General features: G+C 65.2%; 12 protein-coding genes. 6 read left to right on the top strand and 6 right to left on the bottom strand.

The genetic code is table 11. The features are described 5' to 3' along the window. Positions 1-132: 132 nt before the first annotated feature. From AC1DBN_RS12055 to AC1DBN_RS12040, 4 genes are all read left to right on the top strand, one after another. Positions 133-366, top strand: coding sequence for a hypothetical protein (locus tag AC1DBN_RS12055; protein ID WP_477723278.1), 234 nt, complete (start codon positions 133-135; stop codon positions 364-366). 97 nt (positions 367-463) lie between these two features. After that, positions 464-1,018 carry a hypothetical protein gene (locus tag AC1DBN_RS12050; RefSeq protein ID WP_477723277.1) on the top strand — a complete coding sequence of 185 codons (555 nt, stop codon included), beginning with the start codon at positions 464-466 and terminating at the stop codon, positions 1,016-1,018. Then, on the top strand, positions 1,015-3,894 hold the full coding sequence (locus AC1DBN_RS12045) for an ATP-binding cassette domain-containing protein (RefSeq protein ID WP_477723276.1): 2,880 nt from the start codon (positions 1,015-1,017) through the stop codon (positions 3,892-3,894). The genes AC1DBN_RS12050 and AC1DBN_RS12045 overlap by 4 nt, the downstream gene beginning before the upstream one ends. 446 nt (positions 3,895-4,340) lie before the next feature. Next, the gene (locus AC1DBN_RS12040; protein ID WP_314214943.1) at positions 4,341-5,291 is read left to right on the top strand and encodes a S1C family serine protease; all 951 of its coding nucleotides are present in this window, start codon (positions 4,341-4,343) and stop codon (positions 5,289-5,291) included. Positions 5,292-5,426: 135 nt separating this feature from the next. Here the strand turns inward: AC1DBN_RS12040 and AC1DBN_RS12035 are convergent, their stop codons facing one another. After that, positions 5,427-5,579 (bottom strand): hypothetical protein, encoded by a 153-nt coding sequence (locus tag AC1DBN_RS12035; protein WP_015938498.1) that lies wholly within the window; start codon positions 5,577-5,579, stop codon positions 5,427-5,429. A gap of 206 nt (positions 5,580-5,785) precedes the next feature. Here AC1DBN_RS12035 and AC1DBN_RS12030 point away from each other — a divergent pair, with 206 nt between their 5' ends. Beyond that, positions 5,786-6,610, top strand: a complete 825-nt coding sequence (locus AC1DBN_RS12030; protein ID WP_477723275.1) for an alpha/beta fold hydrolase — start codon at positions 5,786-5,788, stop codon at positions 6,608-6,610. A 23-nt stretch (positions 6,611-6,633) separates the two neighbouring features. Here AC1DBN_RS12030 and AC1DBN_RS12025 read toward each other — a convergent pair whose 3' ends face one another. From AC1DBN_RS12025 to AC1DBN_RS12005, 5 genes are all read right to left on the bottom strand, one after another. After that, complete coding sequence (locus AC1DBN_RS12025; RefSeq protein ID WP_477723274.1) at positions 6,634-7,866, bottom strand: saccharopine dehydrogenase family protein; 1,233 nt, start codon at positions 7,864-7,866, stop codon at positions 6,634-6,636. Between the two features lie 76 nt (positions 7,867-7,942). Continuing rightward, positions 7,943-8,902 carry a carbohydrate kinase family protein gene (locus AC1DBN_RS12020; protein WP_477723273.1) on the bottom strand — a complete coding sequence of 320 codons (960 nt, stop codon included), beginning with the start codon at positions 8,900-8,902 and terminating at the stop codon, positions 7,943-7,945. A 104-nt stretch (positions 8,903-9,006) separates the two neighbouring features. Next, positions 9,007-9,801, bottom strand: coding sequence for an ATP-binding cassette domain-containing protein (locus AC1DBN_RS12015; RefSeq protein ID WP_477723272.1), 795 nt, complete (start codon positions 9,799-9,801; stop codon positions 9,007-9,009). Next, the gene (locus tag AC1DBN_RS12010; RefSeq protein WP_056077933.1) at positions 9,798-10,844 is read right to left on the bottom strand and encodes an ABC transporter permease; all 1,047 of its coding nucleotides are present in this window, start codon (positions 10,842-10,844) and stop codon (positions 9,798-9,800) included. Before AC1DBN_RS12010 ends, AC1DBN_RS12015 begins: the two co-directional genes overlap by 4 nt. Positions 10,845-10,955: 111 nt before the next feature. Beyond that, positions 10,956-12,074, bottom strand: a complete 1,119-nt coding sequence (locus tag AC1DBN_RS12005) for a substrate-binding domain-containing protein (protein WP_056077935.1) — start codon at positions 12,072-12,074, stop codon at positions 10,956-10,958. Positions 12,075-12,239: 165 nt separating this feature from the next. Here AC1DBN_RS12005 and AC1DBN_RS12000 point away from each other — a divergent pair, with 165 nt between their 5' ends. Continuing rightward, complete coding sequence (locus AC1DBN_RS12000; protein ID WP_314215107.1) at positions 12,240-13,238, top strand: LacI family DNA-binding transcriptional regulator; 999 nt, start codon at positions 12,240-12,242, stop codon at positions 13,236-13,238. The last annotated feature ends 9 nt before the right edge of the window (positions 13,239-13,247 follow it).

Raw genomic sequence — 13,247 nt, 5'->3', positions numbered from 1 at the left:
TACTGACGGAAAGCGTACGACGACGGGTGCCTACCCGGCGTCGTACGCTTTCTGTTTTGGTGCGCGGGGCCGAAGCCCGCAAACGCCGCACCGCTACACTGGCGGATACCAGCCATCACAGGGGGAAGTGCAGTGCTGAACAGTTTTCGCGAGGCAGCGGAGGCCAGGCGGGCAACACCGGGCCGCCGGCTGTACGGCTATGTTTCCGCGGCCATCATTGTCGTTCTGATCCTGGCTGTCATTTTCTGGAGCATGCCACTGTGGCTGTTCATCGCCATCGTGGTGGCCGGGATAGCGCTCGACATCGTCCTGCTCCGCAAGTGGGTCAACCAGGACCTCCTCAGCCAATCCAGGGCCGGGCAGTAGCGCCGGGGTCTTGCTGACCGGGAACCCGGCCCGGAACGCAGCGTCACACAACGCGACGGCACCCGTATCCACACGGGCAACGTCCTACCCTTGACACGTGACTTTGACTAAGACGCGCACCGCCGCCGCAAGCTCCCTCGCCGCCGCCGGACTCCTGTTGACCCTCGCCGCCTGTTCCACGACGGCCACTTCCCAGCCCTCCTCCTCCGCCCCCGCTTCTTCCGCGAGCGCGTCCGCCAGCACCGACGCCGGCCCCTGCAAAGGCGTGAAGGTCATCGTCGATTCCGGTTCGCTGGACCAGGCCGCCGCGGACACCTCCGCCTGCGTGGACGTGGCCGGAGCCACCCTTGCCTCGGACGTGCTGGGCAAAGCCGACGTGAAGATCGAGGGCACCGCCAAGTACCCCACGAGCTTCGCATGCCGCGTCAACGGTGTGCCCGCCGCGGACTTCGACATCAAGCACAAGGGCGGCACCACCCGCGAAGCGTGCGACGACAAGAACACCGTCTCGTATTGGGCTCTCTGGGTGAAGCCCGCCGCCGGCGCATGGGGTTACGCGCAGGAAGGCCTGGACAGCCTCAAGCTCAACCCCGGCGAGAGCCTTGAACTGCTCTACACGGTGGACAACGAACCGGCAGCCCCCGCGGCATGACCTTCCGGCCCGCGCCGTTACGCGCAGCGGCGGTTCTCGCCGTTGTGTTTATCGCGGCGCGGGTCATCTACCGGGTTCTCTTCAACGGTGCCGGCATCGGTGCGCCGCTCCTGCTCGACCTGCCCCCGCTGCGGCTGCCGGCCCCCTACGCCCATGTGGTCCTCCTCGGCCCGGTGTCGGCGCCCGGGGTGTGGGCGGCAGTCCTGTCCGCCCTCCCCATTGCCGCGACCATCCTGGCGTTCGGCCTGCTGAACGCCTGGGTGGACGTGGCCCGAGGCTTCGTGCACCTGGCCCGCCGCGGCCCCCTGCAGGGCATCGCCCGCATGCTGGTGGTGGCATGGTCGGCCCTCCCGGCGCTTGCCGACGCCGTCACCTCCGTCCGCCTGGCGTTCCGGTTGCGGGGCGAACGGTTCGGTCCGCGCGCCCTGGTGCCCATCCTGGAACGGACGCTGGAGCACGCCAGCCGGGTTGCCGCCGCCCTGGAGCTGCGCGGCTTCGGCAGCCGGGGTTCTTCTGCTTCCATTGACGACGACGGCGGCCCGCTTCAGGTGCGCGGCGCCCGGTTCCGCATTGGTGACACTGAGCTGGGCGTGGCTGACTTCCAGCCGCGCCCCGGGACAGTGTCGGTGATGACAGGGCCCACCGGCTCCGGCAAGTCCACCATCCTGCGGGGCATCGCCGGGCTCCTTTCGCATGTTGACGGCGGCGGGGTGGCCGGGACGGTGCGCGTGGGCGGGGTGGACCGGGTGTCGACGCCGCCGCGGGAGACGGCCCGGGTTGTTGGGGTGGTCCTGCAGAACCCCCGTGCCGCATTCGCCACCACCCGGGTCCGCGACGAGATCGCGCTGGCCCTTGACCTCCGCGGCGTTTCAGCGGCCGATTCCAAGGCCCGCGTGCAGGAGGTGGCGGACCGCATCGGCATTTCAGCCCTTCTGGACCGGACCATCAGCACGCTCTCCGCAGGCGAGGCGACGCTGGTGGCCATCGCCGGCGCGGTGGTGGGACAGCCGGCCCTGCTCCTGGTGGACGAGCCCCTGGCCGACCTCGACACCACAGCACGTGCCCGCGTCATCGCCGTGCTCCACGCCCTCGCCCGCGACGCCGGTGTCTGCGTCATCGTGGCGGAGCACAGGGCGGAGGCGCTGGTCCCCATCGCCGATTCGTGGTGGACCATTCGCGACGGCGCACTGGTTCCGGGGGCGGCCCCGGCGGCTGCTGCTCCCGCCCTTGAGGTTCCTCCCGTTGTCCTTCCTGACCCGGCTGCCGTGACCGTACTGGCCGCGAAGAACCTCGCCGTGCACCGCGACGGCAAGCCGCTGGTGCAGGACGCATCCATGACCCTGCACCGCGGCGAAGTGGTGGCGCTGGTGGGCCCAAACGGCGCCGGGAAGTCCTCCGTCCTGGTGGCGCTGGCGCTCAGCGAAGTCAAAGGTGCCCGGGGCAAGGCCTGCAAGGGAACAATCCGGAGGGGAACAGCCGACGGCGGCAGGGTGGCCCTGGTGCCGGACGCCTCGGACGACCTCTTCACCAGGGACACCGTGGCCGGCGAACTCAAGGCCGCCGAGCGGCGCCTGGCCCGCCGGACGAACGCCGCACCGCTGCCGCCCGGCTACGCCGCTGAGCATCTCGCCCGGCTGCGCGGGAATGGCGGCATGCCGATCGGGCACGAGCATCCCCGGGACCTTTCCGCCGGTGAACGCAGGATCCTCGCCATCGCGCTGCAGACCCTGGACCGGCCCCAGGTCCTCCTCATCGACGAGCCCACCCGCGGGCTCGACCCGGCAGCCCGTTCTGCAGTGGCGGCGGCGTTGCGTGCTGCGGCCGACGACGGCACGTCAGTCCTGATTGCCACCCACGACCACTCCTTCGCCCACGGCCTCGGCGCCCGCATCCTGCCGATGCGTGACGGCGTGGTGCCCGCGGTTGCGTTGGCGCCCGCGGAATCCGCGGCTCCTGTCCCTGCCACCGCGGCCCGGCCGCTCACGGTTCCCCGTTTCCTCGACAGGCTGCCGGACGTCCCGGCCCGGCAGAAGTCGCACCGCCTCCGGATGCCGCGGCCTGTTGAGCTCGCTGTCCTCGCAGCCGCGAACCTGCTGGCGCTCGGTGCTTTCTGCTGGCCCCTGCTGGCCGCGGCCCTCCCGGCGGATGCCGCCGCAGCCCTCCCCTACGCGGCCCTGGCCATCGCACCCGTGGCGGCTGTCGCCGTCGTGGTTCTGCTGGACGGATCGGTGCGCTCGGCGCACACCGTGGCACTGCTCGGTGTGCTCGCAGCGGTGGGTTCGGCGGTGCGGGTGGCGAGCACCGGCGTCGGGGGCGTGGAAGCGGTGTTCATCCTGCTGGTCCTGGCCGGCCGGGCGTTCGGGGCCCGGTTCGGACTCCTCCTTGGTGCCGCGACCATCGCGTTGTCGAGTGCGCTGTGGGGCGGAATCGGGCCGTGGACGCCGTTCCAGGTTTTCGCGTGTGCGTGGGTGGGCGCCGGGGCGGGTCTGCTCCCCAGGAAGGTGCGCGGGAAGGCCGAACTGTGGATGCTGTGCGGGTACGGGATTGTGGCGTCGTACCTGTTCGGGCTGCTGACCAACCTGTGGTTCTGGCCCTTCGCGGTGGGTGCCGGCACCGGCATTTCGTACGTGCCGGGGGCGCCGCTGGGCACCAACCTGAGCAGCTTCCTGCTCTACTCGCTCCTGACCTCGACGGCGGGGTGGGACACACTGCGGGCCGTCACCACCGTCGTCGGGATCGTCGTGGTGGGCCGGGCGATCCTCGCGGCTCTGCGCCGGGTGAAGCCGGTCTCCGGCGGAATTTCGAAAGACCGCGCCCGAGAGGTCCAGTCACCTGAGTCATCCTCGAATGGGACCCGCCACCAGCTCACGTCCTAGGGTTTTGCTGAGCTATTGAGACGTCAAACAAAACCCCCTATTTACGGTCCAGAAAAATAGGGGGGTCTTGCTACGGAAATTGTTCTTTTCGCGGATTAGCTTTTAGGTAGTCGTCTTCCGCGGCTGCCCGCCGAGCGTTAGGACCAAATTCAATGAAGACCAGAAAGCTTCTAGCCCCGGCAATTCTTCCATATATCACTGCTGTTTCCCTGTCCGCGCTGTTGCTCGCCGGATGTACTGCGCCTGTCGCGTCACCGCCTCGGGAAAGTTCACCAACAACATCTGCCACGGTGACGCAACAACCGTCACCGACCAGCCCCGCCCCGAGTCCTTCGCCGACGACTGCACTGCCCACGTCATCGGAGCGGGCGGCGCCGGCGTCCTGGCCGGAGGTGGTGGCCGAAGTGCAGTCCGGGGTGGGACAACTGAGCGTCACAGGCTGCGCCGTGAACTCCACCGGCACCGGCTTTCTGGTCGCTCCCGATCTTGTGGTCACTGCGGCCCACGTCGTTGACGATGCTGCAGCCATCAGCATCGACTTTGGCGGCACCTCGGTCGGCGGCGTGATCTTGGGGTTCAATGAACTTGCAGACCTGGCACTAGTACGCCTGGAGTCTAAAGCGGCAGGCCATCAGTTCCAGTTTCAATCCTCGGAGCCACCAATTGGAACCGAAGTTGCCGCCCTCGGCTTTCCTCAGAGAGAGTCGTTAACCCTTACCAGGGGTGTTGTAAGCGGGCTGAACCGCGATATCAACTTCGGGAGCGGAGTTATCGGCAACATGCTGCAAACTGACACCGCAATCAATCCAGGAAACAGCGGTGGACCTCTGCTCAACCTGGAAGGGAAAGTCACTGGAGTAGTTAGCGCAACCCGGAAGGACTCGGAAGGCATGGCCTACGCAGTCACCGCACCTAGAGTTACTGAAGCGGTATCAGAATGGCAAAAACGGGGAGTACCGATGGCACCCGTTGATTGCGGGGAGGCTCCCGCGCCAAATTCCGGGATATTCCCCATGAAAGTCAGCTCGAACCATGATCAGGCCAACAACATCGGCCAGGCTTTGTTACTGCACGGCCAAGGCATCAACCGCGGCGCTTACTCTGCAGCTTTCAAACAATTCACACCGGAGTTGGGGGCAAGTTTCGGTGGCGAGGCAAAGTGGAGTGAAGGACTCGGCTCGTCTTACTGGACGAAGCTCGAGGTAGTCAACGTGACAGGAGCAGGAGATTCCCTGGAAGCTAACGTTCTTTTGCAGACACGACAGGACGCCGGACATGGAGTCGATGGACAAACCTGTTCCAACTGGCGAATCACCTACACCATCGTGTGGGACGGAGCAGCTTGGCGCATAGCGGGAACTTCCTTGCCTCACGGCAAGCCCCAGCCCTGCAACTAGGACTGCCGCTCTCGGGAATCACTAAGGCGCCGGGGCAGCGGTGGCAGCTTGGGAAAGCTGCAGCGCACACAAAAAGGCGGACGACGGCGGGTGGGCACCCGCCGTCGTCCGCTTCTTTAGCTCTGACGCTTCAGGTCAGGCGTGAGTTTTCCGTTTCAGCCAGCCCCATACGGCCGTGGCGACGAACAGGACCAGGCCGATGATGGCCAGCCACAGCAGTCCCTTCACCACGAATCCGAGAACGGAGAGGACAAGCCAGATAATAAGCAATGTGATGATAATTCCCATACGGGAAGCTTAGGCCCTCTGAGCTGCGGAAACGGGCACCAACTCACACCTTGAAGTACTTGGCCTCTGGGTGGTGGAACCGCGTCAGTACGTAATGGGTTGGATCGAAACAGCCTTGAAGGTCATAGTGGGAGGATCCTTAGGATTCGTTGTTTCCCGTGGACAGTCTGGGATTGGACGCCGCCCGACGAAGGGTCAGTGAGAATGTGATCGAAGCAGCTGCTGCGGTAATTGGCCGGAACAACGTGACCATATCCGGGCGGGATGATGGGCCCGTGATGATGTTTGCCCACGGTTTTGGCTGCGATCAGGCGATGTGGCGGAAGCTGCTGCCCTATTTCGCTGATGATTACCGGCTGGTGCTTTTCGACCATGTGGGTGCAGGACACTCGGATATCAGCGCCTATGACTGGGAGAAGTACGGGTCCCTCAACGGGTACGCGTCGGACCTGCTGGAGATCTGCGCCGCCCTTGAGCTGGAGGACGTCATCCTGGTGGGCCACAGTGTCAGCACGATGATCGCCGTGTCCGCCGCCGTGCAGGACCCCAACCGTTTCTCCCACCTGGTCCTGCTTGCTCCTTCACCCCGTCATACGGATGACCCGTACGACGGTTACGTGGGCGGGTTCTCGCGGGAAGACATCGAGGGCCTGCTGGCATCCCTGGACAGCAACTATTTCGCCTGGGCCGCAGCCTTGGCGCCCATGGTCATGGGCAACCCGCAGGAGCCGGAATTAGCGGAGGACCTGCGGGCCAGTTTCTGCCGGACAGATCCGACCATCGCACGGCATTTCGCCGGGGTAACCTTTTTCTCCGATACCCGGCCTGAACTGAGAAAGGTGCGCACCAGCTGCCTAATTCTGCAGTGCTCCGACGATCGGCTTGCCCCGCCGGAAGTGGGCGCCTACCTGCACAAGAATCTGGAACACAGCACCCTGGTGCAGCTTCAGGCCACCGGGCACTGCCCCCACCTCAGCGCTCCGGAGGAAACGGCCCGGGCGATTCTGCAGTACCTCGACACCCGCTCGTGACAAGCGAGCTGCAGGACCCGGGTTCAGGCCAGTTTGGTTACCTGGTAGGTGTGGCCGGCGGCACGGAGCCGCTGTATGAGCACGTTGCCGAGTGCAGTGGCCGGTGTCAGCGACCCTTTAGCGGCGGGCAGCCTGTCACCGTCGAGGGCAAGAGCAAGTGCACTCTCCCCTGCCATCACGGCGGTGGCGGCATAGCCGGGATCACCGGGGCCAGCAGCAATGGCCTGGTAGCGCTGGCCGGATTCGGTCCGGGCGGTCACCTGTGAGTGGAACCAGCCCGCGCGCTGCGTGCCGGTGCTCGGGCCCGCACCTGGTGCCGGAAGAAAGCGGTCGAGCACTTTCCGGCTGGGTGGGAACGCCATTGCGCCCATGAATGACCGGAGCCCGAGTGCCATTGCCCTGGCGGTGACCGCTCCTGCCGGTCCGGGTGCCACCCCCATCACCTCGCCGTACTGAAGGGAGCGGCCGTAGGCCCAGTCCTGCAGTGCGTTGCTGCGGCGCACTATCCGGGTGTTGAACGGGGCCATGATGAAAGGCGCAGTCCAGGTGCCGTCATCGGAACGGTGCACGGGACCGGCGTCAGGCGGCTGTGGTGTCGTGGGCTCCCGTGTACGGTCGGGGCTCAGGGCGTAGGGGTCCGCAACCAGTGACATCAGGGCGCTGTTTGATCGCATTGCGTCGAGCTGCCCGCGCATCGATTCGAGCGTGCCTCCGCTGATGCCGGCCTTGGCCGTCGCAACGAGCTGGACCTCGGCTAAACCGCCAGCGGCATCGGCTTCTGCCGCCTGATGAAGCAGCAGCACGGCGAGGTCGGACGGCACGGAGTCGTAGCCGCAGGAGTGCACTATCCGGGCCCCGTTCATCTTGGCCAGATCGTCGTAGCGGTCGATCGCCTCCCGGATGAAGGACACCTCACCGGCAAGGTCGGCGTAGTGGGTGCCGGCCTGGGCGCAAGCCTCGACGACGGGCAGTCCGTGTTTCGCGTATGGACCGACGGTGGTGAAGAGGACGCGTGTGGTCGCAGCCATGGCGGCGATTGAGTCCGCGTCCGCGGAGTCGGCTTCGATGAGGGCCCATCCGTGAGCCGCGGCCGGCAACTGCGACCGAACCGCCTCGAGCCTGGACGTGGACCGGCCCGCGAGTCCGACCCTCATACCGGCCGGTGCATGCTCGGCGATGTAGGCGGCGATCAGTCTGCCAACGAAACCCGTCGCTCCGTAGAGAACGAGGTCATGTTCCCGAGATGAGGTGTCCATGACTGCAGCCTCTCACAGCGGCGTTGCTCTTACACCAGCGAAACCGTCGTGACGAGCCCTCGTTGATGGATGCGTTTCAGGCACCTGCGTACTGAGCGGGGGCGTTGGCTTCAACCGCAGCGTTTAGTTCCTCAAGGGTCGGCGGATTTGCTCCGGGGCGCTGCACGGTGATGGCCGCTGCTGCAGCTGCGGTGTGCGCAAGCTGCTCCAGGACAGCCGGGGCGAAGCCTTCGGTTCCCCGGGTCAGGAACCCGAGGATCAGGGCTGACATGTAGGAGTCGCCGGCGCCGATGGTGTCTGCGACTGTCGTTTTCACGGCAGGGATGCTGATGGTGGCGGCAGCTGTGGTGAATTGCGATCCTTCGGCACCTTTAGTAATGACCGTCAACCGTGTGCCCAGTCCGAGGATGTGCGCTGCGGTTTCGTCCAGGCTTTTCCGGGGGTACAGCCACTGGGCATCCTCATCGCTGAGCTTGACCACGTCCGTGAAGGCAACGAGCTCTTCGAAAATGGCTTTCGCTTCCGAGTGACTTCCCAGCAGCGCCGGCCGGATGTTGGGGTCGTAGGTAATCATGCAGTGCCGGTGGGCCCGTTCCAGCAGGGATTTCACTGCGGTGGCACCCGGGCTTAGGAAAGTGGCGATGGATCCCGTGTGCAGGATTTTGGGGAAGTAGGCGGGCGGGGTGGGAGCCAGGTCCCAGGAGATGTCGAACTCGTACGTGGCGGAGCCGTCCGAAGCGAGGGTTGCTGTTGCCGACGGCGTCCGCGTGAGGGATTTTGAACCGGGCAGGAGTGTGACTCCCGCGCTGCGGAGATGGTCTTCGATGGCGGTCCCCCGGGCGTCCGGGGCGATGGCCGTGAGCAGACCTGTGGTGACGCCGAGGCGGCCGAGTCCGTAGGCGACGTTCGCCGGCGATCCGCCCGGGTGTTCCACCTGGCCATTTGAGGTTGTGACCACGTCGATCAACGCTTCGCCTACGACAGTAACGTCAAGTGTCGAGTGAATGTCCTGCCGGGCTGTTGTGAGGTAATCCATGGTCTGTCTCTCGTGTGGAGCTGATGGTGTGGGGCTGTTCAAGCGACGTCAGTCCGCGGACCGGTGATCTGGTCCGCGGACTGACGTCGGGGGCAATCAGTTGGTCAGGCGGTGGCTGCGCCGGTCATGATGGCCACTGCATCGGTCATATTGTGGGACTGCGGGGTGATGGTAGCCGCGCATTTGCCGAGCCGCTGAATGTGGATCCGGTCTGCCACGTCGAACACGTGGGGCATGTTGTGGCTGATCAGGATGACGGGCAGGCCGCGGTCCCGGAGGTCCCGGACCAGCTGCAGGACCTGGTTGGATTCGCGCACGCCGAGCGCCGCCGTCGGCTCATCTAGCACGACAACCTTTGAACCGAACGCCGCTGCCCGGGCCACGGCAACGGCCTGGCGCTGCCCGCCGGAGAGGTTCTCCACAGGGACTGTGACGTCCTGGAGCGTGGAGATGCCGAGCCGCGTGAGCTCGTCCTTGGCTTTGCGGCGCATTCCCTTCGTGTCCAGGACGCGGAAGAGCTTGCCCAGCGGACCGGGGACCCGCTCTTCCCGGCCGAGGAACAGGTTCGACGCGACATCGAGAGCCGGCGATACCGCCAGGTTCTGATAGACGGTTTCGATGCCGTGCACCCTGGCGTCCTGCGGCCGCTTGAAGTGCACCGGCTGGCCTGAGACGAAGAGCTCGCCGGAATCAGGGACTTCTGCTCCCGTCAGGCATTTGATCAGGGTTGATTTGCCTGCCCCGTTGTCGCCGATGACTGCCAGGACTTCGCCCGGATACAGGTCGAGGCTGACACCGTCCAGGCCAACAACGCGGCCGAAGGTCTTGACCAGGTTCCTGGCTGACAGGATGGGTTCGCGGGTCGCGGTGTGGGAGGTTGCTGATTCTGTCATGGTCATGACTTGACCTTTCGAATCCACTGGTCGATGGACACAGCGAGGATGATCAGGACACCGACGGCGAGGGTCTGGTACAGAACGTCCAGGCCTGCGAGGGAGAGTCCGTTGCGGAAGACGCCGACGATCAGGGCGCCGAGGAGTGTTCCCCAGACGGAGCCGCGGCCACCGAAGAGGCTGGTTCCGCCGATGACGACGGCGGTGATGGAGTCGAGGTTCAGGTCCACGCCGGCGTTGGGGCTGGCTGCGTTGGTGCGGCCGATCTGGATCCAGGCGCCGATGGCCAGGACGGCCCCGGCGGCGAGGTAGACACTCATGAGGACTTTGTTCACGGCGATGCCGGCCAGGCGGGCGGCTTCCTTGTCATCGCCCACGGCGTAGACGTGCCGGCCCCAGGCGGTCTTGCCGAGGATGAAGGCGATGGCGATGTAGAGCAGGAGCATCACGACGACGCCGGTGGAGATCCTGACGCCGCCCACCGGGAAGGTGGTTCCGGTCCAGGTCAGCAGGCCCGGCATTGCCGAGCCACGCACTGTAGCCCCGTTGGAGTACAGCAGTGTCAGGGCGATGAAGATGTTCAGGGTACCGAGGGTGACGATGAACGGCGGGAGCCGGAACCTGGTGACCAGGAATCCGTTCACCGCTCCGGCGGCGAGTCCCACCACCAGGCCCGCGAACAGGGCAACTGGCGCGGGGAGTCCGTTGTTGACGGCGAGCTGGGCCACCACCATGGAGGACAGGATCATCACGGCTCCGACGGACAGGTCAATCCCGGCCGTGAGGATGATGAGTGTCTGGGCAATGGCCAGGGTGCCGACGACCGAAACCTGCTGGGTAATCAGCGAGAGGTTTTCAACCCGCAGGAACCTGTCATTGAGCAGGCCGAACACCACCACCGCGATGAGAAGTACGAGGGCCGGGCTGAGGGCGGGGTAGCGGTGGAGGATGTTGCGTATCCGGCTGAGCGGGGTCTGGCGGTCAAGGAATTCCTCCGCCAGGTCGGCATGCCCGGCGCTGGGCGGGCCGGCGGTCTGTTGCTGGGTCACGATGGGTCCTGATCTTCGATGATGGTTTGCTGACGCGTAGCTAACGCGGAAGTGGTGCACCGGGGAGGCCGGAGCGGAGCGCGGCCTCCCCGGGCGCATGGCTGCAGGGTTCTACTTACCCCAGCAGATCTCGGACGCTTCGGTGGTGGTGATGCTCTTGATGCCGTCGGCCGGCTTGTCAGTGACGAGTTCGACGCCGGTGTTGTAGAAGTCCAGGCCGGGCGAGTTGGCAGGCTTGTTACCGGTCTTGGCCAGATCCACGATGGCCTTCACGCCCAGTTCGGCCATCTTGACCGGGTACTGCTGGGCGGTGGCACCGATAACGCCGGACTTCACGTTGTTCACGCCCGTGCAGCCGCCATCAACCGAAACCACGAGCACGTCCTTCTCCTTGCCGGCTGACTTCAGTGCCTCGAAGGCGCCGGCGGCGGCGGGTTCGTTGATGGTGTAGACGACGTTGACATTCGGGTTCTTGGCGAGGAGGGTTTCCATCGCCGTGCGTCCGCCGTCCTCGGCGCCCTGGGAGGCCTGGCTGCCGACGATTTCGTACTCTCCGCCCTTGCCACCGGTGTACTTGCCGGTCTTGGCCTCGTCACCGTTCTTCTTCTTGTCAGCGGTGTCGATGCCCAACCCGGTCAGGAAGCCCTGGTCCCGGTTGTAGTCCACCGAGACGACTTTGTCGTCGAAGAGGTCCAGCAGCGCGATGGTGGCCTTCTTGCCGTCCAACTGCGCGGCAGTCCACTTACCGATCAGCTCGCCGGCGGCGAAGTTGTCCGTCGCGAACGTGATGTCGGCGGCATCGGCGGGGTCCGGCGGAGTGTCCAGGGCGATGACGAACAGGCCTGCATCCTTCGCCTTCTTCAGGGCATCAACCACGGAAGGGCCGTTGGGCGTGATCAGGATCCCCTTATCCCCCTTGGAGATGGCGTTCTCGATCGCCTGGATCTGCGTTTCCTCATCGCCGTCGGCCTTGCCGGCTGCCAGCTTCAGGTCAACCCCGTCTGCTTCGGCGGCTTTCTTTGCACCGTCCTGCATGGAAACAAAGAACGGGTTGGTGGTGGTCTTCACGATCAGGGAGACGCCCACCTTCTCGTCAGCGGAACCTCCGCTGGCCGAGGGGCCACTGGAACTGCCGCCACAGGCAGAAAGACTGACCGCTCCCAACGTCAGGACCGCTCCTGCCGCGAACAGGCGGGTGGCCATTGAACGAGGTGCTTTGGAACTCAACATTGAATCTCCTGGTGTTTGAGGCCCTAGCTGGCCTCGACAACGATGTCATACAGAGGTAATCAGGATCACAGGCTAGAGTCAATAGGAAAAGAACGAGAAGGAGCGACTTTCTTGACAACGATGTCCGATCGTTACCAGCCACCCCTGTCTCCGACGCGACCCACGATGCGCCACGTGGCGGCACTCGCGGGCGTCGGAATCAAAACCGTTTCACGGGTAATCAACGACGAGGCCGGGGTATCTGAGGCCACCCGGCAAAAGGTGCTCGATGCCATCGCCCAGCTCAACTACCAGCTGGACGTCACAGCCGGCAGCCTCCGCCGGGCTGGAAGAAGGACCCTCTCGGTTGGCCTCCTGCTGCCCAGCGTCTCGAACCCGTTCAGCGGTGAGATACACCGGGCCATGGAGGATGCGCTTGGCGCCCGGGGAATAGCAGTTTTCGCCGCCAGCCTCGACGACGACCCTAAACGGGAGCAGGCCATCATCGCGGCCTTCCTGGGCAGGAGGGTGGACGGCCTTGTCCTGACGCCGATCGCAAAAAACCAGGCCTATATGATTCCTGAGCACTCCAGAAACCTGCCAATGGTCTTTATTGACCGTGAGCCGGTAGGCGTGGAGGCTGATGCCGTGGTCACTGACAACGCAGTGGGCGCGGGCAAAGCGGCCGCACATCTGCTGGCGCACGGACACACCAAATTGGCCTACCTGGGCGACCGCACAGACATTCAAACCGCACGGGAGCGGCGGCGGGGCTTCCTCGAGGAGGTCGCCCGGGCAGGCCTTCCCACCTCCGCACTGCCCGTCGTCGACGAGCTTCATGATGAGGAAGCAGCGAGGCGGGCGGCCCTTGAACTATTGAATTCCGAGGATCCTCCGACGGCAATCTTCTCCAGCCAGAACCTCGTCACCTTCGGAACGATGCGCGCGCTGAAGGAGCTTGCCGCACACAAGCGTGTGGCACTTGTCGGCTTTGACGACTTCACGCTGGCCGACATGATGGACCCCGGGGTCACTGTCATCGCCCAACACCCGGAGCGGATTGGCGTCAAATCCGCCGAACGGCTTCTGGCAAGAATCGACGGCGACGAACAACCTGCGCAGACCTACGTTGTCCCCTCCGAGCTCATCCAAAGAGGCTCCGGCGAAATCCGCCCACCGGCATAACCCCCTCCC

This window comes from Pseudarthrobacter sp. 10T415 (genome assembly GCF_056394175.1).
The sequence above is the reverse complement of the archived record's forward strand: the minus strand, read 5'-3'. Positions and strand labels throughout refer to the sequence as shown.

Bases quoted from the DNA above. Each gene is read 5' to 3' on its own strand.
- AC1DBN_RS12000 (WP_314215107.1), top strand. From the start codon at position 12,240: ATGCGCCACGTGGCGGCACTCGCGGGCGTCGGAATCAAAACCGTTTCA.
- AC1DBN_RS12020 (WP_477723273.1), bottom strand. From the start codon at position 8,902: ATGGATTACCTCACAACAGCCCGGCAGGACATTCACTCGACACTTGAC.
- AC1DBN_RS12015 (WP_477723272.1), bottom strand. From the start codon at position 9,801: ATGACCATGACAGAATCAGCAACCTCCCACACCGCGACCCGCGAACCC.
- AC1DBN_RS12005 (WP_056077935.1), bottom strand. From the start codon at position 12,074: ATGTTGAGTTCCAAAGCACCTCGTTCAATGGCCACCCGCCTGTTCGCG.
- AC1DBN_RS12035 (WP_015938498.1), bottom strand. From the start codon at position 5,579: ATGGGAATTATCATCACATTGCTTATTATCTGGCTTGTCCTCTCCGTT.
- AC1DBN_RS12025 (WP_477723274.1), bottom strand. From the start codon at position 7,866: ATGGACACCTCATCTCGGGAACATGACCTCGTTCTCTACGGAGCGACG.
- AC1DBN_RS12045 (WP_477723276.1), top strand. From the start codon at position 1,015: ATGACCTTCCGGCCCGCGCCGTTACGCGCAGCGGCGGTTCTCGCCGTT.